Genomic DNA, 23,572 nt, shown 5'->3' on the forward strand with positions numbered 1-23,572 from the left:
GAGAGCGCCGGCCCGATCCCGCGGAGGAGACCACAACCGAGGCCGAAAGGTGACGCCGTGACCCCACAGGCCCGTCGGCCGCCCGTGCGATGCTGGGTAGCCGACGGCCCGCGCAATGCGCTTGCCACGGCTCATCGGTCCCCCCGGCGGACGATGCGCCGAGCCCCCACCGTGCGGGCGACACATGGGGTGGGACGAACTACGTCAAGCCGTCAGCCGACACCTGAGAACGAGGCATGCTTGCCCCGGCGGCCTTCCGGGCGAACCCCCCGTTACGTCCCGGGGGGCCGTCCTTCGCCTGCGGTCCACGTGTCTCGGGCGCCCCGGACTCGGATGCCCCTCACGCCTCCGACAGCCGGGGCGGTCGCGCGTTCGGCCGGGCCACCTGCGGCGGGGAGTCCTCAATGCCACGTCCCTGGTCTGGTGTCGACGACACCACCGCCTCGTCGTCGAGCTGCTCGTCCTGCGTCACCCACGCTGTCCCGGTCCAGAACCGGTGCAGGCGGTGGTCATCGGGATGGCGATACCAACCAGACTCGTGCGACGACGGTTGAGGTGAAGAAGACATCCACCTCAGGCTGCCCCGATCCGGGCGCCTCAAACGGGCCCGAGCCTCTGACAGGCGACTTATTGATCACGCCAGCACCATTCCCGTGTCTATATTCGCGCACAGCGGGCAGACTCCGCGCATGGTGACTCGTGAGTACCGGCCGTTCCGCGCCGGCGACCGCCCCGGTGTGGAAGTACAGATCGGCGATGCGTGGCTCGCCGGCGAGCTCCGCGCCTGGATCCGGCGAGCCGGCATCTGGTGGGCCCACCTCGACTACACCCTGCCCGATCGCAACCGCCACACCACGACCGTGCCCAGCCGCCGCGTCCGCTCGACTGATCCCCGCGGCCAGGTCCCTGTCGAAGACGACGACGCCGGTACCTCCGACGCCGGCCACATCAGCGCACACGACTGCTCCACGTCCTAGTGCTCAGCTAGTCCATCTGCATCAGGACCCGGCCCCTGCCCCGTGGACACTGGAGCACACTGGCGGCCCCGCGGGGTCGCTGCACTGGCTGGGGGGTGGCGCGGCCTCCCAGGCGCCGGCCCCACCCTCGCCCGGGAGGCGGTCCCCAGCAGGACATCAGCCAAATCTCACTTGACCCTGCGACGCAGCATCGCGCGCCTCGCAGGACGCCATATCGGTTCTTCGGATTTCCCTGCGCTGTTGCATGTCTGGTCGGTGCGGTGGCCGCCCCGGCAATCACCTTGCTTGAGCCGAAGAACCGGCCTGCACCACCGATACCTAGCCGGTACCAGACCGCAGCGAATCCGGTCAGGTCCTGTCCCCGCAATCCGTATCGCTGTCGATGACGGCTGGGCTCGATCGTTCGGATACCTGGGGCCGAGAGGCAACCACCGTCCAATCAGCCCGGTCCTCTCAGTTTCCGCACCGGCGAACGCGGTCCCGTTCTTGCGGGTGCTGCTCACGCCCCACACCGCCGATGTCGAGGCCCTACCCGAGCGTCGTAGGGCGAAGCACCAGCAAGGACAACTTCGTCGCCACGTCTCGCGTCCGCGCCGACCACATGTGGATTGACCTGACCGGGCAGGCGCGGTCACCCGCTTGGGCGGTCGGCGAGGGGCTGGAAAGACGATCCAGTCACTGCGCCTGGGCGGAGTTCTTGGGCGAGCGTGTGCTGTCTTGAGTCCAGTCACGCTTCTCGATTGTTCAAGTCGCCGCAGGTCGACGACACGGGATTTGGTATCCCTGTCCGATCGTGACTGTGGTCGTTCCCCCAAAGTATGAGCTTCGTGGTGGTGGGTCGAGGCACCGTGCCGTCATCAACTCCGCGCTAACGCCGCCTCGTTCGTGTTGGGGCGGTCAGGCGAGTCCCCTTGTCGCCGTTTCACGATGTGCGGGGTTGTCGGCTGCAATGCTGTCGAAGTGACTACCGCAATGGATTTGGAGCTGCCGGGGCGCGACCTCTCGAGGATCTTCGACCGCGACGGAAGCCTGCTGCTGGCGTTAGCACGTGCCGTCACGGGAAGCGATGGTCATGCCGTGGTTGCGCTGACGAGGGGGCTGGGGGACTACGACCGGTCGGCGGCTGCGCGCGAGACGCTTCCGTGGATGGTGCAGAGGGTGCTGGTGGCCCAGGCGGTGTTCGTCGCCAGTCGCCACGTCGCAGTCGAGAACGACGTGGATGACGACGTTGATGACGGCGTGGTCGGGGTGTGGTCGTTGGCGAGGAGGGGAGCGCTGGCACTGGTCCTCGACTGCGGTGTCTCCTACCGGGAGGCCGCGCAGGTGGTAGGTCTTCCGGCGACGGTCGTGGCGTCGTCGCTCACCGAGGTCCTTCGGGCCCTGGTCCGGAGCGAGCCGCGTCAGGCTCTCGGCTGACTCCGTTGGGCCTGGGCGCGGGCCCGGGCGCGGTCACGTGCCTGGTGGCGCTGAGAATCATAGTGACTCAGTTACCCATCCGTGGGTGCGGTGGTGGCGAACTCCATGTGACACACACAGCCATCAACAGGAGTTGACTCCCCATGAGCACGATGCTCACCACCAAGGGCCGCAAGGGCCTCGCCGCGATCGCGCTGGTCGCGATGACCGGCACCATGGCTGCTTGCGGCAGCAGCGACGACTCGAGCGCTTCCGCCTCGTCGTCCTCGTCGTCCTCGGCGTCCACGCAGGCCGCTCCCAAGCCCGTCGCGGCGATCGACTCGCTGACCGGCAAGAACACCCAGGTCGCCCTGGACGCCGGTTTCGTCGACGCCCTGAAGTCGCTGAAGCTGACCCCCGGCACCACCGGCAAGGCCAAGCTCGTCGGTGGCGGCGGCACGCTGCAGTTCCCGATCTCGGGCGGCAACGTCACGGTCTTCAAGCCCGGCACCGTCTCGCCGTACGTCATCGGCCAGGTCCAGCACGAGGGCTCCGGTCTCTCCCTGACCGCTGGTGACACCAAGGTCGAGATCAACAACCTCAACGTCGACCCGGGCGTGTCCCGCGTCTACGGCGACGTGCTGGTCAACGGCGAGGTCGCTGCGTCCAGCGCCTACGTGTTCACCCTCGACGGGCGCACCCTGAACCCCCTGAAGACCGGTGACGGCACGGCCACCCTGCAGGGCACCAAGGTCGAGATCTCGCCCGTCGCCGCGGGTCTGCTGAACCAGACCTTCAAGACCGACGCGGTCAAGCCCGGCCTGCTGGTCGGCATCGCGAAGATCACCGTCAACACCACCCCCGGCGACTGACACCACCGGTCGCCCCGTAGCTCCCGCCCCGGTGTGGGTGGAGCTTGCACCCGGGGCGTGGGCGCAGGGCCCGGAGCCGACATCGGCTCCGGGCCCTGTTGCGTCCCGGCCTGTCCCGTGCTCGAGGGCGATGGGCAGGCACGTCGCGTTTGACCACTTTCACTCTGCCGTCAGCGGATGGCTCCGGCCACCTCAGGCGAGCGCTGCCGTGACGATGTCGGCCAACCGTTGCAGCTCGGCCCTTTCCACGTCGTCGAAGGGCTGCTGGTCGGCTGTCCGTCGTAGCCGATCGAGCTGGTTGCTCACCGCGGGAACCGACAGCGAGGTGACGTGGTGGGCGAGCTCGTGCAGCAGCCCGAAGAGCCGCTTGACGACGTCGAGGTCCGAGGCGCCGTAGCGTCGCGGCTGTCCGACCGCCAGCTCCAGCAGGTCCGCCAGGTCGGGACGCGCGACGACGGCGCGCAGCGCGCCGCTCTCGTCGTGCCAGGTGGTGGGGCCGAGCTCGCGGTGCGCCAGCTCGCAGAGCAGGGCCGAGGCGTGGCTGAGGGCGTGCACCGCGGTCGTCGGGTCGTTGATCCCGGGGGAGAGGGCCTTGGTGGCGACGTCGGTGAGCTGCCGCAATCCGTACGCGAGGTCCTCCGGCTCGGTGCGCTCGAAACCCGTGCGCACCGCCCGGGTAACCTCGCCCGCGAAGGCGTCGCACGCCGCCGCGTCCGGACGGCTGCCCGCCGCGAACCTCGCGTGCCCGATCGGCATCCCTTGGACGAGGGAGCTGCCGGGCAGGGCCGTGATGTAGACGATGGCGTCGTTGCTCGAAGCGGCGTCCACGAGGCTCTGCCGGTCGATGCGGGTCAGGAAGCCGGAGGAGGCGCTGAGGAGGGCGATGTCGGTGGCGCGTCGGGCCGCGAGCCGGGCCGCCGGCGACGGGGCGGGGGAGTCCCGGGGAGAGGTCAGCTGCTCCATGGTGGCCCGCGCGTCTCGGTGCACGTTGCGCAACATGGTCTCGACGCGGATCTCGCGGGTCAGGTGCGCCAGGAACAGGACGAGGCCGAGCACGCTCGCGAGCGCCATGACGAGGGCCACGGTGACGGACAGACGTGGCACGAACTGGCCGCCGGAGTCATCGCCGTTGCGGACGCTCCTCATCGCGGTCAGCGAGAAGGCGAAGGTGGCGAGGAACAGGGCCAGGGTGAGCTGGACGAACCGGTCGCGGGTGAAGGTGCGCAGCAGGCGTGGGGAGAACTGACTGCTGGCGAGCTGGAGCGTCACGACGGTCAGGGAGAAGGTGAGCGACGTGACGGTGATCAGCGAGCTGCTGATGGCGTCGAGCAAGGTGCGGGCGGCGTCGGCGTCGCCGCCGAACAGCACATCGTCGCGCCAGCGTCCGGAACCGCCATCGAGGGAGCGGTCCAGCTCGGGCAGGAGGACCCCGCCGGCGACTGCGACCAGCACAGCCAGCACGGGGAGCGGCCACAGCTGGGTGCGGATCGCGTTGCGCACCCTGTGCCAGGGACTCACGGTGGGCCCGTCTCGCCCGTGGCCGGGTCGAGGGCGTCAGCGCCCGTGATCCCCCCTGCTGCCGGACGGTGGCCACCGCCGGGCCCTGGGTGCCTCACCGGTGGTCGCTCTCGGGGGTGTTCATCATGGACATCATCTTGGCCCCGCCCGTGCGGTAGAAGCGGACGACGAGCGCGATGGCGACGACCAGGAAGACGATGTTGAGCCAGGTGGTGTAGTTCCACGTGATGCTCTCGGGCGCCACCGCGGCGTCACGCTCGGAGGGGACGAGTCCCAGGGCGCCGAAGACCAGCTCGACGACGTACCCGCCCAGCACCATCGTGGCGTAGAAGGCGCCGAGGAGGACGAGCATCATGCGGGTCCCGTAGTACTTCCGGTAGATGACCAGGATCGGCACGATGATGAGGTCGGCGAAGAGGAAGGAGGTGACTCCGCCGAAGCTGATCCCGCCGTTCCACAGGACCCCGGCGAGAGGCACGTTGCCGATGGAGCAGACGAAGCTGAGGATCGCGATGATCGGCCCCACGATCGGGCCCCACAGCTGCGAGAGCACCGGGTGCTCGGTCAGGAACAGCTGCTGCCAGAAGGTGTCGGGGACCCAGGCGGCCACGGCGCCCGCGATGAGGAGACCGATGACGATGTCGCGCAGGACGGCGGCCCACTCCATGACGAAGATGTGGCTGACTGAGGTGTAGCCCTCGGGACTGAGCAGCCGTTGCCAGAAACTGCCGTCGCGCTGGACGGACATGTCCATCGAGGCGTGGCCCTCCATGGAGCCCGACAGTCCCTTGTCCGACTGGGCGCGGGCGGCTTCGATGAGGTGCGCTCGGACCAGGAAGCGGAAGACGAGCGCCATCAGGACGATGATGACTGGCCCGCCGAGGAACTCCGCGAGCGTGAACTGCCAACCGAGGACCAGGGCGAGGATGATGCCGAGCTCGATGACCAGGTTGGTGCTGGCGATCTCGAAGACGATGGCGGCGCTGAAGCTGGCGCCCTTGCGGAACAGCGACCGCGCGAGGGCGACGGCCGCGTAGGAGCAGGACGAGGACGCGATGCCCAGGCCGGTCGCCTTCGCCAAGGTGGCCGGGCGGTCGTCGCCCAGGAGGCGGGAGATCGCCTCGCGGCGTACGACCGCCTGGACGACGGCGGAGAGCGCGAATCCGAGGACCAGCGACCAGGCGATCTGCCAGGCCATGGACCCGGTGGTGACCACGACGTCGCCGAGGTGGTCGAGGAGGTCGTCCATGAGTCTCTCTTGCAGTGGGTGGCTGGGAAGTTCTATGGCGCGTGGGACAGGGTGATCGTGATGCGCGTTCCAGAACGCGACGCGCGTCTGTCTGCTGCACCTCTGCAGCCCATCTCCCGTGTGCCGTTAGGACTGCCCCGGGTATCCGTGCTGGTGCAGGAGTCCGATCAGATGCAACGCGTTGCGGGCGGCGACGGTGGTGGTGCCGGCGGTGGCGTCGGGGGTGTGCTCGTGGTCGTTGTAGTCAACACCTTGCATGGCCTCACCGACCCAGTAGGTGCTGGCGTTCGCGGCGATGCTGAACCCGACGTCATTCAGGCCCTGCAGCACCTCGGCGGTGGTGTGGTGAGCGCCATCCTCGTTGCCGACGACTGCGACCACTGCGACCTTGCCCAACGTGGTGGTGCGGCCCGCGTCGTCGGTCTCGGACAACTCGGCGTCGAGGCGCTCGAGGACCATCTTGCACACCGAGGCGGGTTGGCCCATCCAGATCGGGGTGGCCAATACCAGGACGTCGGCCTCAAGCAACTTGGCACGGATGGTCGGCCAACCGTCGCCGCCACCCTCGTCGGTGCTGACACCGAACGCCACCGGATGGTCGACCACGCGCAAGACCTCGCCGCTGACCTCGATGCCAGCTCCGGAGGCACTGGCCTCGGTGCGCAGCGCGTCGAGCACCTGGGTGCCGAGGAGCTCGGAACTCGAGGGGGCGGGGGACTTCTTCAAGCTGCAGGACAGCACCAGTGCGCGGATCGTTGTCATGCGTCGTGAGGTACCCGTGGTGCCGACTGTCATGCGAGGACATCTCTTCGGGGACGGATCAGGCAAGCGATCGTCCAGGGAGCGTGGCTCTGTTGTGCTGCTCTGTGAATCTTCGGGCTGTTGGTTATGCCCGTCCCCGGGTGGTGTGGGCCGGCGTGGGAACCCTGCCTCGGTGTGTTCTGGGGTCATCAGGGATGTGCCTGACGCGGACTTGTGCGTGTAACGACATCCAAGCGCGTGCTAGAGACTGATGCGATCAGCGGGTCGGCTGCCGAGCCGAGACTGGCTGAGATGGGCGGGTCGGCTCCATGCACGCGCACGATTGGGTCGCGGTGGATCTTGGTCAGGGGGTGATGTCGTTCTGCACGTGGCGTTCCTGGGTGGTGTGGCGGACCAGGAGGTCGAAGTCCTGGTGGGCGTGACGGAGTCGTTGGAAGTCGGCCCTGGGCCATGCAAGCACCGTCACTGGATGGACGGCCACGAGACGGGCGTTGCGCAGCCGGTGGTCCACGAGTCCCATCTCGCCCGCCAGAGAACCTGGTCCGATCGTGGCGATCGGGGAGTCACCCTGCGTCACTTCGAGCTGGCCAACGAGCACGACGTAGGCCTTGTCAGCGGGCTCCAGCTCGTGGACGGGGGACCAGCCAGCGGGAATCCGGACCAGACGGCCGACCCGCTCGAGATCCTTGAGGGTCTCGGCCGGGAGGGTGCCGATGACGGGCAGCTCGCTCAACCTTGGTGTCACGTCGGGCATCGTGGACTCCTTCCTGGCGACGCTGGCGCCCGGTTGCCGGGCGGGACCCAGCACCCGGTCTCCGGCGGACGACTGTACCGACGCTGCAGGTGCTTTACGAGGAAGATGGTCAGTGGCCGGCTGCCGTCCGCAGGGGTTGGCGGCTGCTGCTCAGTGGCCCCGAGGGGGACCGCTTGTCGGTCGTAGCGATGACATGCCTTCGACATGGCGTGACCGTCGAACGCGCCGGTCACCCCTGTTCGTCGGCGAGTTGACGGCGTAGGTCGCGCAGGATGCGCGTGAGCATCCGCGACACCTGCATCTGCGTGACGCCGATGTTGGCCGCGATCTCCCTCTGGGTGCACTGCGCGAAGAATCTCATGCTCAGCACGTGTCGGTCGCGCTCGCTCAGTTCCCGCACGAGGGGCGCCAGCAGAACCCGGGCTTCAGCAGCGCCCCGCTGCCGGTCCGAGGTGCCGAGCAGGTCGTACAGCGATTGGCCGTCGTCCGCCGAGGTTGGCTCGTCCAACGAGCGAGGCGAGTAGCACCCCGTGGCGCTGACCGCCTCGACCACGTCGTTTGTCTTGACGCCGAGATGCGTCGCGAGCTCGCCGGGACGTGGCGAGCGCCCAAGTGTGCGCTCGAGTTCGGCGCGTGCGGCGGGCAGGTGCTGCTGAAGCTCCTGGACGCGGCGCGGTGGCCGAACGGTCCAACCCAGGTCACGGAAGTACCGCCGGATCTCGCCGCGGATGGTCGGGACCGCGAATGACATGAAGTCAAAGCCAGCATCGATGTCGAACCGCCTTGCGGCATTGAGCAGTCCCACGCAGGCGACCTGTCGGAGATCCTCCCCGTCCACTCCGCGCGAGCCGTAACTCCCGGCGATGCTGGCGGCGACGTCCAGGTGCAGCTCGACGACCTGCTCGAGCAAGGCGGCTCGAGTGGGGTCGTCCGGCGCGGTGAGCCGACGCCGGAACAGCGACGCAGTGAGCTCGGCTCGCTGTCGTCTTGCTGGCGAAGAGGCTCTTCGGGTTCTAGCCCGGAGGCGGGTCCCCGATGAAGAGAACTCATCGACAGCATTCATCACCGTTCGCTCTCACGCGTCGGAAGCACGCGCGGAGTCTTCGAGGGCCGAGTCGTATTGGATACTGCCTGACCTCGCGCAGCGCCATGTTGACGCTGAAATCCTGGCAGTCACATCAGCAGCGCAGCACTCACCCCAGGGGGTGAAATCGGTGGCGCGGGCAGCCTGCATTCGCTGCTTCCAACCGCGGCGCAGCCGGAGAAAGCAACGCCACTGCGGCCGTGGTGTCGCTGCCGGATCCCCGAGCGGGTCATAGGCCCGCTCGGGGATCTAGCCGCTGGGGCTCAGCTCGAGTGGGGGCTCGCACCAGAGGTGCGGGTGTCGGACTCGACCCGGCTCTGGGCCCGGCGTGCCTGTTCGCTGGCGCTGGGTGCTTGGCCGGCTTCCCTGCGGACTCGAGGCGCCTCGTCCTCAGCAGCGCTGAGGTAACGCTCCCAGCGGTGCTGCATGGGCTTGATCAGGCCGCCGCCGGCACCCACGACGATGACGCCGCCGATGGTCGCCAGGATCGCAATCAGGATCGGGGTCGTCACCGTAGTCGCGACTCCGACCTGGTTGAGGGCGGCGACCACGCCGAGGAACAGGATGAACGCCGAGGCGATGTTGGCCAAGGTCTTCCCGTAGGAAAGGCCGCCGAGCGTGCCCTCAATGAGGGTCTTGACGCCGGCGGCGATGGCTGCGGCCACGACCACGATGATGATCGCGACGACGAGGCTGGGCAGGAAGGTGATGACCTGGGTCAGGAGGTCGCTGATCGGGTTGGGGCCGAAGACCCCGAAGGCGAGCTGGAGCACGAACAGCATGAGGGTGTAGTGGATGATCTTGGCCACGATGTCACTGGCGTCGAACTTGGACTGCGCGAGCGCGTCCTTGATCCCGCCACGCTCGACAGCGCGATCGAACCCCGCCTTCTCCAGCAGCGCACCCAGCGCCTTGCCGATCGCCTTGGCGACGAACAGCCCCACGATCAGGATGACCAGGAAGATCAGCAGCTTCGGGACGAACTCGGCGACGGTGCTCAGCCCACTGCTCAGGGCCTGCGTCAGACTGTCTTTCATTAAGATTTCCTCACGATCGGGGATGACACGGAAATATTCCGTACCCCCGGAATGCGCCGTCGGACGAGGTTTTCGGAAAAACTTTACAGCGTAAACCTTGCCGCGTGGTGAGGGTCAGTCAACCTGGCTTGATGCCGCAAGCAGCAGGGCCATCCGGTCGAGAAGGCTCTCGAGCGACTCCTCGAACTCGACGCGCGACTGATCCTCGGAGAGTCGGGTCCGCAGTCGTCGCACCGTGGAGTAGCCAGCGAGGGCGTCGTCCTGGGAAGACCCGTCCTCCAGCACGTCGAGCGGCCCGACATCGGCGCCGTGGGTCGCGACCTCGAGCAACAGGTGGCCCAACAAGAAACTGGTGAAGGCGCGGTATGCGCCGAGGGCGTCGTCCTCGGTGAAGCCCTCGACGATGAGGCCGTTCAGAAAGGACTCGACCCACTCGAGGCTGCGGAGCGGGGGCCGCAACCAGGGGCCCCCCGCCGGTCGGGAGACGACAAGGGGAAACGCCTTGGGGTGCTCGAGCGCAATCCTGCGAATGCCGTGCGCCAGGCGTTGCAAGAAGTCCTCCCAACCGTCCTCTGGCTCCCGCAGCACCAGCTCGTCGTCCTCGAGGTTAAGGACCAGACGCTCTACGACGGCGTCCAGCAGTTCCTGCTTGCCGGGCACGTACCGGTACAGCGACATCGCCTCGACCCCGAGCAGGTTGCCCAGGCGGCGCATCGTCAGACTGGGTAGTCCGTCCTGGTCGATGTAGGCCAGGGCGGCGTCCACCACGCGACGACGGCTCAGTGGGGCCTTGTTGGACGGCAGAGGATCGCCGTTCACCAGGTCGGCATCAGCGTGGGTCGCTCGCCTGTCATCGGCACGTCGTCCTCCTCGTCGGACTCGACGGTATCCAGTCGACCATGACGAAAACGGGCAGCGGGCTGTTCTCTCTAAGATTGGTCTGGAGTGATTGAGAATCCCCGTCCTGGATCCAGAAAGTCCATTCGTGCAAGCTCCTTGACGCGGCCTTACATTGTATGTCTGACTTGACCAGTCGATATCGCCCCACCTTGCCCGCCCCGGCCCCCCGGGTATCGCAGGCAGATCACCGTGCCGCAGTCCTGCGGTCGTCACGACGGTGCCACATCCTTGAACGGCCCCGCGTGCCTTGGAGGCCGGCCGAGCGCTCCGTGCCGCCGTTCCACCCTCACCAAGGAGCACCTCATGACCAGCACCGACCAGGTCCAGGAACTGCTCCAGTCAGGCGGCTCCACTGCCGGTCCCGGTGAAAGTCGGCACAACGGACTTGTCGTGACACACCGCGCCACAACACTCTGAACCAAGTCATCACGAACAGGTGCCGTCAGTTGCCCAACACAGGTGGTCCGCGCCCCGGCGCGGCTGCAGGCTGGTACCGCGATGTGGATCGTCCGGGGGAGCACCGATTCTGGTCAGGTTCTGACTGGCGCGACAGCACGGCACGGTCGCTGCCAGGACAAGCCGGACCACGAGACAACGCCACCTGCGAGCACGGCGTCCACTCGGCCAGCACGCGGCGCGCGGTCGCCCGCCAGCTCGCCAGGTGGGTCGGAGAAGGGCTGGACCACATCGCCAGCCAGCTCACCACCACGGTGGCGGCCCTCAACCGCTACGACCCCGACTCGAACACCCTGCAGGACGCCGCATCCCTGCTTCGGTCCCACGCCTCCGCCGACGTGGCACGCCTGGCAAGCGCGGTCGCCGACATGGCGGTCATCCTCGAGGCGGCCGAAGAGCTAGGTCGCCAACACGACATTGCGCCCGAGCGTGCTTTTGATGTTCTTGCCGACCGGGCAGCTGCATCCGCCAGACCGCTTGACGCCGTGGCCCGTCAGTTTCTCTACGTTTCTCATCCGGCTGGCACGTCGCCCGGTGACCAGGCGCCATGGGGATCAGGTCCTGCTCCATCCTGGTAGACCTTCTGTGGGGCTGTGTCGCGACGTCGTTGCCGCCTCGGACCGGGTTGGGCACTCTTGCACTAGCTAGTGCCAGGGCGCTGACCGAGCGAAAAGGTGTCGGGAGCGCGGGGCGATTCAAGTTCACTACCAACGCCCCGGAGAAATCGTGTCGGTCCCCTTGTGAGACCTGCCAAGAGTCTCGTGGGCGGCACTTAGGATTCCGTGCCGCCCAAACGGCACCGATTGGTCGACTGATGAGGCCCGGTGCTTGAGCACTTCTCCGGGGTTCGCATCTCTTGTGCAGGGCTGAGCAGCGGGTCGATTGTCGGAGTCAGTGACTCTGTCACCAATCTCACGACGGATTCAGTCAACACACGTCCTGCGACGACGTCGTGGGTACGCAAGTCGACACTCGGCCTCTGACGCGCCGGCGGACGGCAAGCTCTTCCTGTACGAGGCGGACATCAAGGTGCAGAAAGCGCAATGGGGGACGCGAAGGGGCACGAGGCACTCAGCCGAAGCTGACCGCGACGTCTGAGCTAGACGTCGATGCCGCGCACCCAACGATCGCCCTCGTCGCCGCCCCAGGCGTCCCAAGCGACCCGACCGGGGGAGGGGAAGCCGTCGCCACCCTTCTTGAAGCCCTCAGCGTCCTTGTCGACGGCGTGCCTCGCGAAGTAGGCCAACATCTTCTTCACATCGTCGTCGCTGAGGTCCTCGCCGTCAGCGAGCTGGTGGGCGCGGTGCTTGCCGACGTCGGTGAAGTTCTTCCCGGCCTTACCGTCCTCGATCCACTTGACGGCGCGCTGGCCGACCTTCTTGACGCCGGCGGGAGGGGTGTGCTTTGACTGCGAGGAGCTCATGGCTGCGACGTACCCACTCGGCCGAGCGGGTAGCTCGCCTGCTGCCGCCGATCAGGTACGGCGGGGGTGTGGACAAGACGTTGCCGACCGTGGATGGTCCCGGAAGAGCCCTGACGGTCTGACCGTTCAGGGCTCGTCCATTCACCGACCCACCACCGGCGACTTCCTTTCAGCCAGGATCCGGGAATGAGGGCATTCGCAGCTGCTGTCCCGCATGTGGGGGGCGGGTGTGTGCCTTGGCCGACTCAAGGCCGGCCAGGGCTCGCCCAAGGTCGCATCGGTCAGCCGCGCAGAAACTCGAGCAGCGCGTCATTGAACTCCGAGGCGTGGCTGACGTTGCAGCCGTGGGGCGCGCCCTCGAGGACGACGAGCTGGCTGCCCTCGATGGTCTTGTGGGTGCGCTGTCCGGACCCTTCAAGGGGGACGATGCTGTCGCTGTCGCCGTGAATAACCAGGGTGGGCACGGTGACCTTCTCGAGGTCCTTGCGGAAGTCGGTGGTGCCGAAGGCGTCCATGCATCTCAGCGCGGCGTCCTGATCAGACTTCTGGCACAGCGCGACGGCCTGCTGCCGCTGGTCGTCGCTGACCTTGAGCTCGTCCCCGGCAGAGAAGAACCGGCGGGTGAAGTCGTCGAAGAAGGCGTCGCGGTCGGCATCCAGCCCGCTGCGCATCTCAGACGCCGCGTCCTGGGTCAGGGGCCCGTCGGGGTTGTCCTCGCCCTGCAGCAGGTACGGCGGGACGGCCGCTGCGAACACCACCGAGTGGAGCCGGTCCTCGCCGTAGAGCGAGATGTAGCGCGCCACCTCCCCACCGCCCATCGAGAAGCCCACGAGGGTCACGTCGCTGAGATCGAGGTCGGTCAGGATGTTGTCCAGGTCGCCGGCGAGGGCGTCGTAGTCGTAGCTGTCGCCAGGGTCGGAGTCGCCGAAGCCGCGACGGTCGTAGGCGATGGGACGGAACCCGGCGTCTTTCAGGATCGGCACCTGCTCGGACCAGGCCGCGCCGGAAAGCGGCCAGCCATGGATGAGAACGACGGGCCGCCCCTCGCCGCCGGAGTCGTGGACCTTCAGATTGTGGTCGTCGTCGGCCATGTGCTTGCAGCTCCTCGGTTGGATGGTCACGACCGGCCCGGGTGGGCCGGCCTGCTTCGTGTTCCCGCCCGACGACAGGCCATGCGGGTCCGACGTCGGTCCGGACAGCGTTTCGGTGTGCTCGAGGTAGATGTCGGATGCTCCGCGTCGCAGGCGGGTTTGTTGTCTCGGTGGGTCGGGAACCTGTCGGTCTTCGCGTGGTTGTCGCCGGTAGTGCAAACGGAGTGTCACGACTCTGGGCAGATCAGATGTCACCGATCCGTGCAGCAGGCCCACCTGGCCTCTTCGCCATCCGTGTCGCACAGACGGCACTGGCAGACATCAGGTGTCGTGGGTCAGGCGCTCTGGGGTCAGGGGTTGCCGGATCGAACCTCAGCCCGACCGATGCGCCGCCTATGACCTGAACGGCACTGAGACTGACCGACGGACCCTTCCAGTACCTCGATAGCGTGGTGCAGTGTCCGCATCCGACCTGACCGCGTGGGGCCTTCGCCTGGCCGCGACGCACCTAGGGTCCATGCCAGCCAGGTTGAACCACTCGCTGTCGGCAGCGCGGCACGTGCAGATCGCACGCAAGCTGGCTGAGGCTTCGAGGCGGCACCTGATGGTGGCCGCTTTGGTTCATGACATCGGCTACGACCCCGCACTGCGCAGAACCGGCATGCATGCCATAGACGGTGCCGTGCACCTGAGGGCTCTGGGCCTACCCGCAAGAATCGTGAGCCTGGTGGCCTTCCATACCGGCGCCGAATACGAAGCCGACGAGCGTGGACTCGCTCACGAGCTGAATGCCTTCGATCGGCCGCGCCAGGAGTTGCTTGACCGTCTCATCCTTGCGGATCTCACATCGTCTCCCACTGGTGGTGAGATCTCAGTGGAGGAGCGGTTGGCGGAGATCTACGACCGGTACCCGGCGGAGCATGCTGTCCACCGCTCTGTCACCCGCTCGCACAAATACCTGAGGAGCGCGGCGTCTCGTGCGCAGGCTTCGAGCATTCACCCGAGATAAGGCGATCTGCGTTCCTCGACGCCATGCTGCAGTCGGAGAGACATCGACGGGTGCATGGGCAGCTTGTCCAGCTTCTCGGGTGCCACCCACTTGACGGCCTTGCTCTCGCTGCTGGTCCGTGCATCACCGCCAGTGACATGCGCCCGAAAGGCGATGGAGAACTGCTGTCGCACTTCGCCGTCCTCGTAGGCCATGACATGGCCGGGGTCGGTATAGGTGCCGACCAGGTCGTCGACCTCCACGTCGTATCCGGTCTCCTCCTTGACCTCGCGGACGACCGTGTCGCTGATGGACTCGCCGATCTCGTGACCGCCGCCCGGCAGTGCCCAGAGGTCGTTGTCGGTCTTGTGGATGAGGAGGACGCGGCCTTCGTCGTCCTGCACGATTGCGACGACCGAGGGAACGACGCTGTTGGCCGGCGGGGCCGCCGGATCGTTGATGTAGTCGATGCGCTTGCCCATGTGATCAGGATGCCGCAGCCCGGTCGACCGGTGCGGCGTCGACCCATACCCGTTCGAACGAGCGCAGGTAGTGGTCGAACAGGTGGCCACCCTCGACTCGGCGCAGATGGAGGACGGGGTTGGAGGGTGCAGGGGAGCCCATCACGTGCGTGTTGACCAGCAGCTCGTCGTCGAATCGGTAGAGGGAGTTGTACAGGATGCTCTGGTGCTGCCGGATCTCGATGCCGTCCACGCCCATGGCCGGACCCATGTACGTCAGCGCCAGACGGATCCGAGCGGCAAGGTTCTCTCCGATGCCCTCTTCCTCGCCGCGCCAGGCGACGGTGGAGGAGTCAGGGTCGCCGTAGAGGAAGCGAGCCCGAAGACCCCGAGCAGCCCGGTCCGCCAGGCTGGTCGGCAGGCCGGGATGGGTGTCGAGCAGGAAGAGTCCCGAGTAGACCAGGACGTCCACCTCTGACTGCACCTGCTCGACCATGCGGTCCCACAGCTCACCTGGTACGGCTCCCCGGTGGGGATAGACAGCTACCACCTCGGAGTTGCTGGACCCGCGACTGCCGTCACCTGTGAGCAGCTGCGGCCAGAGGTAGGTCTCCTCGACGCCGAGCAGCTCAGACGTTGCGAGTCGGTGTCGTTGGTGCGGCACACGGCCAGTCGCCACCCACCGCTCGACCGTCTTGGGGTCCACCTGGAGAGCGGTGGCCACGTCGAGCGTCGTCACTCGACGGGTGGTCATCTGCGTGCGCAGGCGTTCGTTGCTCATCTGATTCTCCCGAGTACGTCCTGGGACGTTTTGGAGAACGTAGACGTCTCAGGACGTCCATTGGAAGGGTTGCCGACAGATTGTGGACAACGATCCGTTCGATCAGTGGCCGCGCCAGTTCTCGTTTTCGAGACGAATTCACGTGTGTCCGATTGGCTAATGACCACAGTTGGTAGCGGAAACGAGACGCGGACGCACCAGGACGTCTCTGATCTGCGGTTTTGGGGCCCGGCTGCGGCTGACGTACTTGGCGAATGCACGCCATCATTCCGCGCCCCGACCGTCACACAACAGCGCGCCACTGCTCTAGAACCCCTCTAGCAACAGGAATGTGTGCGGGTTTTCCACAGGCTGTGAAACGGGGACTTCCATTTCGACGAAGCGTCGTGTTCGTCTACCGCTACTTCAGTCACACCGCGCTCGTTCGGGAGAGGCGGCTTCGTTGCTGCTGTCTCGTCGGGCCTTCTCGGGAGGTCGTCCGATGAACAACCTGCTTGCTCAGATCACCGTGCTGGCCGCACCAGACTTCAACTCGCGAGGCGTCGTCCAGTGGGCGGTGCAGAACATCATCCCGCTGGTGCTGCTGGTCGTCGGGATCGGCATCATCGCCAGCGCTCGCAAGGGCCAGATGAGCCAGAACGCGATGACGGTCACCAACATCATGCTGGGATGCGTCGTCATCGCGGGCGCTGCACTCTTCTACGGGTTCGCCGGCAGCATCGCGACCTTCGTCTTCCGAGGCTGAGTCGCCGTGCTGATCCGACCCGACGACGAGGTCTACCGCGTCGACGCGGTGTGGCTCGGCCCACAGGGGATGACCCTGCCGTGGTCTGCGCGCTACTCGGCGTACGGCATCTGGTTGACGCTGTTCGTCTCGGTGCTCCTGGTCGAGGCAGTGCTGCCGATGCGCGTCAGCGTGCCACCCGTGTGGGAGGTCGTCCTGACCATCCTGGGGACGTACGCCCTGACTGGCGTCATCGACCACGAGCGCCCGCTCGTCAGCGTCCTGCACCTGCTCCGCGTCGAGATGCGTACGCCGCGCCAGCCCAGGTCCACGCGACCCGTCCGTGTGACCGCGGTCAAGGTCCGTTCGAGGAGCCATCGTGCTGCGACGTCGTGACAAGGACCCCGCCACGCGGTCGGTGATCTCGCTGCAGAACATCGAGGACAACCTCTGCTTCACGGCCCACGAGGCCTGGGCGTGGTTCGTGCTGCCGACGCAGTCGTGGTCGTTCAGGTCGGACCGTCAGCGGGAGCAGCTCCTCTACGGCATCGGGGACGGCCTGGCCTGGCTGGCGGGACATCGGCTGCACCTCAGGGTGACCTCTCGCCCCTATCCCGCCGCGGCGTGGGCACGACGGCTGCACGAACTGACTCCGGCTCCGCTCTCGAGCCCGGACACGGAGCCGTGGTCGGAGCATCTGGTCACGATGCAGAAGCACCTGCGACACCAGACGCTGGGCGACAAGGACGTGTTCCTCGGCGTACGACTGGGCAACCGTGCTGCCACACACCGGATGATCGGGGCACTGTGGCGTCACCCCGGCAACGTGGAGCACGCCCGGCTGCTCGCCAGGCGCGAGCAAGTGACCGAGACCGTGGCGCTGCCCGGCCTCGACGGTCGGCCCGCGACAGCCGGGGAGATGGAGTGGCTCGTACGCCGGTCGGTCGGGGTCGGCATGCCGGCTCCTGCGGAGCTGAGCCCGACGTCGGTGACGACGTGGGATCCCGGCGACCTCCAGGCCTTCGAGGACGAGGTCGAGTACGCCGCCGGCCCGCTCGACCGGACGGTCCGCCTGACGAGCCGCGGCATGCGCGAAGCGACGACCCGTCACGCCGCCGTGCTATCCGTTGGCCGGCTCGAGGAGATCGACGCACCCGACCCGGCTCTGGACCCGTGGCTCTCGCACACCGACCGGTTGCCGTTCCCGGTCGAGTGGTCCTGCCAGTTCGACGTCCTCTCGGGCGTCGAGGCGCGCCGCGCCATTCAGCGCAAGCTGCTGGTCGTCCGCGACATGCAGCGCCACTACTCCGAGCACGACCTGGACGAGCCGCTCGCTCTGGGCCGCCAGGCAGACCAGGCCCGCCAGATCGACGACCAGATGACTCGAGGCGCCGACGTCACCGCAGCCCGGGTCCACGGCTGGTTCCGGCTCGCCGTCGCCGGTCCGACCGAGGAGGCGTGCCTCGAGCGCGCACGTCAGGTCGTCACGTCCTACCGATCGCGCCGGGTCACGATCGAGCACCCGCGCGGTCAGTACGGGCTGCTGCGCGAGTTCATCCCCGGTGAGCCCGTCTCGACGGCAGCGCACCGCCGACGGCTGCCTGCGATGTACGTCGCTGCAGGCGTGCCGACCGCCTCGAGCCGGCTGGGTGATCGACGCGGTCCCTACATCGGCTGCACGACCGGTGCCTCGCGCCGAGCAGTCATGTTCGACACGCACTACGCGACGGAGGTGCGCGAGACGTCCGGCCTGGTCCCGGTCGTCGGCGGACTCGGGGCAGGCAAGAGCGTGCTGCTCGGCCAGCTGACCTACGACGCGGTCAGACGCGGCATCCCGTCGGTCGTCCTGGACCCATCGGGTCCGCTCTCGCGCCTGGTGGAGCTGCCTGAGATCGCCGGCCACGGTGAGCACATCGACCTCACGGCGGCCGCCAACGGCACCCTCAACCCGTTCGACGTGGTGGCCGCCCCACGTCGCGAAGGATTCGGCTCCGATGAGGCGTTTCTCGAGGCGACGGTGATGGCAGCGCAGGACCGCAAGTTGCTGGCGATGGACGTCATCAAGATGCTCCTCCCTCCGTCGGTCAATGCGCTGCCTCAGACGTCACTGGTGGTCTCCGACGCGGTGCGAGCCACCGGGGGCGAGCGTTCGTCGTCCCTGTGGGACGTGGTGCGGATCCTCGAGTCCTTGGATGACCCCCACGGTCGCATCGTGTCCAACTACCTTCGCGACATGGCGGAGCTCCCGTTGTCCCGACTCTTCTTCCCCGGGGTCGAGCCAACGGCGGAACGGTCGACGGCGAGCCTGACGGTGCTGACCATGCCGGGTCTGGTGCTGCCACCGCGGACGGTGCCACGCGAGCACTGGTCGACCTCGGAGCAGATGGCGGTGCCGCTCCTCCACCTCGCAGCCTGGTACGCGACCCGTGCCGTCTACGGACGTGACATGCAGAGCCGCAAGCTCGTCGCCCTCGACGAGACGCACTTCCTGGGGGAGTGGTCTGCCGGCCGCGCGCTCTTCACCCGTCTGGGCCGCGACTCCAGGAAGTGGAACACCTGCGTCCTCGCCTCGTCGCAGAACCCCGCAGACGTCCTCGGGATGGATGTCGCCAACTTCATGTCGGCCGCGTTCGTCGGCCGCATCGAGGACGAGGAGGCGGCGCGGGATGCCCTGCGCATGCTGCGCGTCCCGACGGGGGTGGGGTACGAGCGTGCGCTCGCCTCCCTCTCGAGCAGTCGAGGGGGCCATGCCAACCGCGAGTTTGTGATGCGCGACGTGGACGGCAACGTCGATAAGGTGGGGATCGACCTGTCCGCCAACCCAGGTCTGCTCGCAGCGCTGAACACCACTGCTGGTCGTGGTGCTATGGGTACGAACCAGGTGGAGCAGGTCGCATGAGGGCCCTGACGAGGCTGGTCGTGCTGCTGCTCCTCGGTCTCCTGGTCCTGGCCTCGACGCCCGCGGTGGCGGTCGACGACCCGTCTGATCCGGGGTCGTTGCTTCCTGAGGTGCCCTTGCCCGACCTGCCCAACCTGCCCGGGGTCAGCGACTGCAAGGACGCCCCGGCGCCCGAGTCTCCGGGCATGGGGGTGGCCGGGATGTTCGCGCGCGAGCCCGCCGAGCTGCCCCCAGCCGGGGACCCCTTCGCCAAGGGCAGCAGCACGACCATCTTCGAGCAATACGGGTATGCCGGGCTGCGCTGGCACACCTACGACCTGGGGTGTGGTCCCGATGCCCTGCGACAACCGGACGCGGTCATCGGCACCGCGGTCAGCAACTGGACCACCCAGATCCCGATCGCGCTGACGGCCATGACGGGGTCGCTGACCCAGGTCGCGTTCAAGCCGTCGTTCCTCGGCGGGTTCGATCCCGTCGTGTCCCGCGTGGCGACCGGCCTGCACGACAGCCTGTTCGCCAACTGGGCGCCCGTCGTGCTCGGGGTGCTGGGCCTCTCGATGATCGCGATGGCCCGCAGACGAGCGTTCTCCTCGACCGCATCGGCCGCAGCCTGGGCGCTGCTCGTCCTGGTGCTCGCCACCGTGCTCTTCCGGTGGCCCGTCGCTGCCGGGCAGGTCGCGGACAGCACCGTGACCTCGACCGTGGGCGCGGTGGTCGGACGTCTCGACAGCGATCCGACGACCACCGATCCGGGCACGGCGGTGGCATCGCAGGTGCAGGAGTCGATCCTCTACCGCGCCTGGCTAGCCGGCACCCTGGGCGACGCCGACAGCCCGACTGCGATCGAGTACGGGCCCGAGCTGTTCAAGGCCCAGGCACTGACGTGGCGCGAGGCCGCCGCCGCGGAGAGCGACCCTGACCGCGCGAAGGAGATCTTTGAGGCCAAGGAGGACCGCTGGCTGGACGTCGCGGACGAGATCAAGGAGCGCGACCCCGAGGCGTACGAGAACTTGCGCGGGACGCGGTCCGAGACCCGGGTGGGGTACGCGCTGCTCTCGGCCGCCGCTGCGTGCCTCTCACTCCCTTTCCTGCTGCTTGCCGCACTGCTGATGCTCGGATGCTTCATGATCGTGCGCCTGGCGGTCATGCTCTTCCCGGCCTTCGCCGTGCTCGGCCTCTTTCCCTCGGCCGGTGGGCTCGTGACCGGCGTCGGTCGGACCGTCGCCGCTGCCGTCGTCAACGCCATCCTCTTCGGCATCGGGGCGGGCGTGACGGTCGCGGTCCTGGGCATCCTGCTCAACCCCGGCAACGGGTCACCGGCCTGGCTCGGGCTCGTGCTCATGCCTCTGTTCACGTTCGTGATGTGGCAGGCACTCAGGCCGTTCCGTCGACTGGGCGCGATGGTCAACCCCAACGGCAATCACCTGGGCTCGATGAACGACTCTTTCGGGCGAGCCGGGCGTCGAGCGAAGCATCGGGGGAAGCAGATCGTCGTGGCGTCTGCAGCCGCCCTGACTGGCGGCGCGTCAGCCGGTGCAGCAGCCGCTGCCAGCTCGGCGGCGAAGGACGCATCTGACGATCCGCCTGCCCGGGCGGAAGCCGCACCGTCGGCGCCGGTCGTGCCGTCGCAGCGACGTCCCCCAGAGGGTGCCTCGTCGGCTCAAGCTTCGAGTCCTGTTGGGCATCCTTCGACTGAGGGCGTGTCGCAGCCCGGTCGCACGACAAGCCGCGTCGCCGGGGCACTGGCTGCTCCGCCGATCGCACGTCCCGTCCGCGAGCTGCCGGAGGGATTCGTGCCCAAGCCGATGTCGCGCGGTGTCCCACCACCGCCGACGGAGCCCGAGTGGTACGACGGCGAGGCCGTCTACCCCATCTACCGACCGCCCGAGGACCGCGACGCGCACGATGGTCAGGCAGGTGTCCGATGAGCGGCTTCGGATGGAGGTGGGGCGTCGGTGCCATGCTCGGTACGGGACTCCTGGTGGGTCCGCCGCTCCTCATCGTGGCGGCCATGACCGGAGGACGGAGCGAGGTCGCCCAGGGTGCGTGTGACGAGCTCACGCAGGTCTCGGCGGTGGTCGAGGACGAAACGGTGAACCCCCTCCAAGGCCTGTCGGCCGAGCAGACCCGCAACGCCGCGACCATCGTGTCCGTGGGACGTGGGATGGGCGTCAGCCCGCGCGGTCAGCTCGTCGCTCTCGCCACGGCCTCCCAGGAGTCGCGGTTCCTCAACTACGCCAACGACGGGCTCGGAGGAGACCTTGGTCCTGACCAACGCGGCGTCGGGAGGTCCCTCAGGCTCCCGCACCAGGCGGTGGGGAGCGACCACGGCTCGATCGGCGTCTTCCAGCAGCAGTGGCCGTGGTGGGGGTCGATGTCCGACCTGATGAATCCCGCCACGTCCGCGGCCAAGTTCTACAAGAGGCTGCTGCAGGTCCCGGGGTGGCAGACCCTGCCGGTCACGCGAGCCGCCCAGGCCGTCCAGCGGTCGGCGTACCCCGATGCCTACGCCGACGACGAGGCCCTCGCGGTCCGCCTGCTCGGACAGCTCGAGGGCGCTGACGTCTCGACGACAGAAGCATGGGGCGTCGACTGTTCGACGCCGGAGGTCGTGGGCGGCCCCGTCACGCTTCCCGTCTCGGACCGCGACGCGGCGAGCGACCGACGTAACTTCGGGTCCAGTGGCGGCCGGTGGGCGCGCGGGCACACGGGCACCGACTTCTCGCTGCCTTGCGGCACGCCGGTCGTAGCTGCGACGTCCGGCCGCATCGTCATCCGCACCGACCAGGTCTGGGCGGGCCGGTGGCTGGTGCAGGTCAGCACGGGGGAGGGCTCCCTGACGACCTGGTACGCCCACATGCAGCGTGTCACCGTCTCGGACGGCGACGTCGTGCGAGCTGGCCAGCAGATCGGAGAGGTCGGCACGCTCGGAAACTCCACCGGTTGCCACCTGCACTTCGAGGTCCACCCCCGGGGTGGGTCCATCTACGAGGATGCCGTCGACCCCAGCGAGTGGCTGAACCGACACGTCGGCAAGTCAGCCGAGACGCAGCCGGTCCGCTCGCAGACCTCATCCGTTGGCGACAGCTTCGTGCTGGCCAGCTTCAACGTGCTCGGGCAGTCGCACACCGAGCAGCGGGGCAAGAAGCCAGAGTGGGACTCCGGTGTGAGTCGGATGGGCGGTGTCATCCAGGCGTTGGACCGCTACGACGTCGACGTCGTCGGGCTTCAGGAGCTGCAACGGCCGCAGCACGACGTGCTGACGCGGACAGCGGGGGACCGGTACGCCGTCTATGCGCCGCCCGGCCAGACAGCCAACTCCGTGGTCTGGCGTCGCGATCGCTGGGCCTTCGTCAGCGCCGACACGGTGCCGATCCCCTACTGGAAGGGGCGCCTGACGGAGATGCCGCTGGTGCGCCTCCGTGACCTCCGGTCCGGTGAGGAGGCGATCTTCTTCAACGTCCACAACGTCGCGAACGTGGGCAGCCGCCAGGCACCGCGCCACCGGGCCGAGGCCGTGCGCCGCGAGCTGGCCACGATGCGGGCCATCACCCAGACCTACGATGTCCCGGCCTTCCTGATCGGTGACCTCAACGATCGTTCGTCGGCGTTCTGCGCCCTGACATCGGGCAGCACGCTGTCATCGCCAGCCGGCGGCTCGCACGGGTCGACGTGTCGGCCACCCGCGCGGATGGGCATCGACTGGGTCTTCGGCAACCGGTACGCCCAGTGGCTAGGGTACTCGGTCGACACGTCACTCCAGCGGGCTCAGATCAGTGACCACCCGCTGGTCGTGGCCCGCGTCGAGTTGCGGCCGCGAGCATGACCGGCGAGCAGCTGCCGTACTTCGGTCGACCACCCGCGCGTGCGCCGCAGCCGGCCGCCGAGGCCAAGACGCTTCGCGGCCGGCGGGTGATCCTGTCCCTGCCCGAAGGCTTCGTGTACGACGTCCGAGCGGTGAGCGACGTGTTTGATTGCGGGGGACTTGAGGTGGTTGACGTCGTGAGTGAGGAGGATTACTTCAGGTGGATGTTCCTGGCGGTGCCGCCGGCGAGGAGTTCGTATCCCATTCGACTCGTTTGGCTGGAGTGACAAGTGGTGCCGCCACACAGAATCTGCTCCAAGCGTTGCATGCGTGCAGGTAACCAAGTCGGAGCCACCTCCGCACAGACTCAGCTAACCTCCGCGCGGCGGTATGACC

At 67.7% G+C, this 23,572-nt stretch carries 21 protein-coding genes; 10 read left to right on the forward strand and 11 right to left on the reverse strand.

Annotation, left to right across the window (positions count from 1 at the left end; all coding sequences use genetic code 11):
* Positions 1-689 precede the first annotated feature (689 nt).
* The 3 genes from BLU55_RS01240 to BLU55_RS01250 all read left to right on the forward strand — a co-directional run bounded on the left by BLU55_RS01240 (position 690) and on the right by BLU55_RS01250 (position 3,244).
* On the forward strand, positions 690-977 hold the full coding sequence (locus tag BLU55_RS01240; RefSeq protein ID WP_157682668.1) for a hypothetical protein: 288 nt from the start codon (positions 690-692) through the stop codon (positions 975-977).
* Positions 978-1,937: 960 nt separating this feature from the next.
* Positions 1,938-2,393 (forward strand): hypothetical protein, encoded by a 456-nt coding sequence (locus tag BLU55_RS01245; RefSeq protein ID WP_091725258.1) that lies wholly within the window; start codon positions 1,938-1,940, stop codon positions 2,391-2,393.
* Between the two features lie 143 nt (positions 2,394-2,536).
* Positions 2,537-3,244: a hypothetical protein gene (locus tag BLU55_RS01250; RefSeq protein WP_172833844.1), complete on the forward strand. Its 708-nt coding sequence runs from the start codon at positions 2,537-2,539 to the stop codon at positions 3,242-3,244.
* 192 nt (positions 3,245-3,436) lie between these two features.
* On the opposite strand, the gene BLU55_RS01255 is transcribed toward BLU55_RS01250, so the two are convergent.
* From BLU55_RS01255 to BLU55_RS01295, 9 genes are all read right to left on the reverse strand, one after another.
* Positions 3,437-4,762, reverse strand: a complete 1,326-nt coding sequence (locus BLU55_RS01255) for a DUF2254 domain-containing protein (protein WP_197681064.1) — start codon at positions 4,760-4,762, stop codon at positions 3,437-3,439.
* A 94-nt stretch (positions 4,763-4,856) separates the two neighbouring features.
* Entirely contained in the window at positions 4,857-6,011 is a 1,155-nt protein-coding gene (locus BLU55_RS01260; RefSeq protein ID WP_091725262.1) for a permease, read from the reverse strand.
* 126 nt (positions 6,012-6,137) lie between these two features.
* Positions 6,138-6,773, reverse strand: coding sequence for a flavodoxin family protein (locus BLU55_RS01265; RefSeq protein ID WP_091725263.1), 636 nt, complete (start codon positions 6,771-6,773; stop codon positions 6,138-6,140).
* Positions 6,774-7,116: 343 nt separating this feature from the next.
* Positions 7,117-7,527, reverse strand: coding sequence for a Crp/Fnr family transcriptional regulator (locus tag BLU55_RS01270; protein ID WP_157682669.1), 411 nt, complete (start codon positions 7,525-7,527; stop codon positions 7,117-7,119).
* 229 nt (positions 7,528-7,756) lie between these two features.
* On the reverse strand, positions 7,757-8,437 hold the full coding sequence (locus BLU55_RS01275) for a SigB/SigF/SigG family RNA polymerase sigma factor (RefSeq protein ID WP_157682670.1): 681 nt from the start codon (positions 8,435-8,437) through the stop codon (positions 7,757-7,759).
* A 437-nt stretch (positions 8,438-8,874) separates the two neighbouring features.
* Complete coding sequence (locus BLU55_RS01280) at positions 8,875-9,648, reverse strand: mechanosensitive ion channel family protein (protein WP_091725268.1); 774 nt, start codon at positions 9,646-9,648, stop codon at positions 8,875-8,877.
* Between the two features lie 114 nt (positions 9,649-9,762).
* Positions 9,763-10,467: a TetR/AcrR family transcriptional regulator C-terminal domain-containing protein gene (locus BLU55_RS01285; RefSeq protein WP_197681065.1), complete on the reverse strand. Its 705-nt coding sequence runs from the start codon at positions 10,465-10,467 to the stop codon at positions 9,763-9,765.
* Positions 10,468-12,103: 1,636 nt separating this feature from the next.
* Positions 12,104-12,427, reverse strand: a complete 324-nt coding sequence (locus BLU55_RS01290) for a hypothetical protein (RefSeq protein WP_091725270.1) — start codon at positions 12,425-12,427, stop codon at positions 12,104-12,106.
* A 281-nt stretch (positions 12,428-12,708) separates the two neighbouring features.
* The gene (locus tag BLU55_RS01295) at positions 12,709-13,518 is read right to left on the reverse strand and encodes an alpha/beta fold hydrolase (protein ID WP_091725271.1); all 810 of its coding nucleotides are present in this window, start codon (positions 13,516-13,518) and stop codon (positions 12,709-12,711) included.
* A gap of 457 nt (positions 13,519-13,975) precedes the next feature.
* Between BLU55_RS01295 and BLU55_RS01300 the strand changes: the two genes are divergently transcribed.
* Positions 13,976-14,527 carry an HD domain-containing protein gene (locus BLU55_RS01300; protein ID WP_091725273.1) on the forward strand — a complete coding sequence of 184 codons (552 nt, stop codon included), beginning with the start codon at positions 13,976-13,978 and terminating at the stop codon, positions 14,525-14,527.
* On the opposite strand, the gene BLU55_RS01305 is transcribed toward BLU55_RS01300, so the two are convergent.
* Both BLU55_RS01305 and BLU55_RS01310 read right to left on the reverse strand, forming a co-directional pair.
* Positions 14,515-14,988 carry an NUDIX hydrolase gene (locus BLU55_RS01305; RefSeq protein WP_091725274.1) on the reverse strand — a complete coding sequence of 158 codons (474 nt, stop codon included), beginning with the start codon at positions 14,986-14,988 and terminating at the stop codon, positions 14,515-14,517. The genes BLU55_RS01300 and BLU55_RS01305 overlap by 13 nt on opposite strands.
* A 4-nt stretch (positions 14,989-14,992) precedes the next feature.
* Positions 14,993-15,748, reverse strand: a complete 756-nt coding sequence (locus tag BLU55_RS01310; RefSeq protein WP_091725277.1) for a MerR family transcriptional regulator — start codon at positions 15,746-15,748, stop codon at positions 14,993-14,995.
* A 481-nt stretch (positions 15,749-16,229) separates the two neighbouring features.
* Between BLU55_RS01310 and BLU55_RS01315 the strand changes: the two genes are divergently transcribed.
* From BLU55_RS01315 to BLU55_RS01340, 6 genes are all read left to right on the forward strand, one after another.
* Positions 16,230-16,493, forward strand: coding sequence for a hypothetical protein (locus tag BLU55_RS01315; protein ID WP_091725279.1), 264 nt, complete (start codon positions 16,230-16,232; stop codon positions 16,491-16,493).
* Between the two features lie 6 nt (positions 16,494-16,499).
* Entirely contained in the window at positions 16,500-16,868 is a 369-nt protein-coding gene (locus BLU55_RS01320; protein WP_091725281.1) for a hypothetical protein, read from the forward strand.
* Complete coding sequence (locus BLU55_RS01325) at positions 16,852-19,371, forward strand: ATP-binding protein (protein WP_091725282.1); 2,520 nt, start codon at positions 16,852-16,854, stop codon at positions 19,369-19,371. Before BLU55_RS01320 ends, BLU55_RS01325 begins: the two co-directional genes overlap by 17 nt.
* 20 nt (positions 19,372-19,391) lie before the next feature.
* On the forward strand, positions 19,392-21,299 hold the full coding sequence (locus BLU55_RS01330) for a hypothetical protein (RefSeq protein ID WP_157682671.1): 1,908 nt from the start codon (positions 19,392-19,394) through the stop codon (positions 21,297-21,299).
* A gap of 83 nt (positions 21,300-21,382) precedes the next feature.
* A complete protein-coding gene (locus BLU55_RS01335) occupies positions 21,383-23,197 on the forward strand; it encodes a peptidoglycan DD-metalloendopeptidase family protein (RefSeq protein WP_172833845.1) in 1,815 nt (604 codons plus the stop codon).
* Positions 23,194-23,463 (forward strand): hypothetical protein, encoded by a 270-nt coding sequence (locus BLU55_RS01340; protein WP_091725287.1) that lies wholly within the window; start codon positions 23,194-23,196, stop codon positions 23,461-23,463. Before BLU55_RS01335 ends, BLU55_RS01340 begins: the two co-directional genes overlap by 4 nt.
* The last annotated feature ends 109 nt before the right edge of the window (positions 23,464-23,572 follow it).

It is taken from the genome of Nocardioides scoriae, from assembly GCF_900104965.1.
GTDB lineage: Bacteria > Actinomycetota > Actinomycetes > Propionibacteriales > Nocardioidaceae > Marmoricola > Marmoricola scoriae.

Bases quoted from the DNA above. Each gene is read 5' to 3' on its own strand.
- BLU55_RS01260 (WP_091725262.1), bottom strand. From the start codon at position 6,011: ATGGACGACCTCCTCGACCACCTCGGCGACGTCGTGGTCACCACCGGG.
- BLU55_RS01240 (WP_157682668.1), top strand. From the start codon at position 690: ATGGTGACTCGTGAGTACCGGCCGTTCCGCGCCGGCGACCGCCCCGGT.
- BLU55_RS01280 (WP_091725268.1), bottom strand. From the start codon at position 9,648: ATGAAAGACAGTCTGACGCAGGCCCTGAGCAGTGGGCTGAGCACCGTC.
- BLU55_RS01340 (WP_091725287.1), top strand. From the start codon at position 23,194: ATGACCGGCGAGCAGCTGCCGTACTTCGGTCGACCACCCGCGCGTGCG.
- BLU55_RS01335 (WP_172833845.1), top strand. From the start codon at position 21,383: ATGACCGGAGGACGGAGCGAGGTCGCCCAGGGTGCGTGTGACGAGCTC.
- BLU55_RS01295 (WP_091725271.1), bottom strand. From the start codon at position 13,518: ATGGCCGACGACGACCACAATCTGAAGGTCCACGACTCCGGCGGCGAG.
- BLU55_RS01250 (WP_172833844.1), top strand. From the start codon at position 2,537: ATGAGCACGATGCTCACCACCAAGGGCCGCAAGGGCCTCGCCGCGATC.
- BLU55_RS01315 (WP_091725279.1), top strand. From the start codon at position 16,230: ATGAACAACCTGCTTGCTCAGATCACCGTGCTGGCCGCACCAGACTTC.
- BLU55_RS01290 (WP_091725270.1), bottom strand. From the start codon at position 12,427: ATGAGCTCCTCGCAGTCAAAGCACACCCCTCCCGCCGGCGTCAAGAAG.
- BLU55_RS01310 (WP_091725277.1), bottom strand. From the start codon at position 15,748: ATGAGCAACGAACGCCTGCGCACGCAGATGACCACCCGTCGAGTGACG.
- BLU55_RS01305 (WP_091725274.1), bottom strand. From the start codon at position 14,988: ATGGGCAAGCGCATCGACTACATCAACGATCCGGCGGCCCCGCCGGCC.
- BLU55_RS01265 (WP_091725263.1), bottom strand. From the start codon at position 6,773: ATGACAACGATCCGCGCACTGGTGCTGTCCTGCAGCTTGAAGAAGTCC.
- BLU55_RS01270 (WP_157682669.1), bottom strand. From the start codon at position 7,527: ATGCCCGACGTGACACCAAGGTTGAGCGAGCTGCCCGTCATCGGCACC.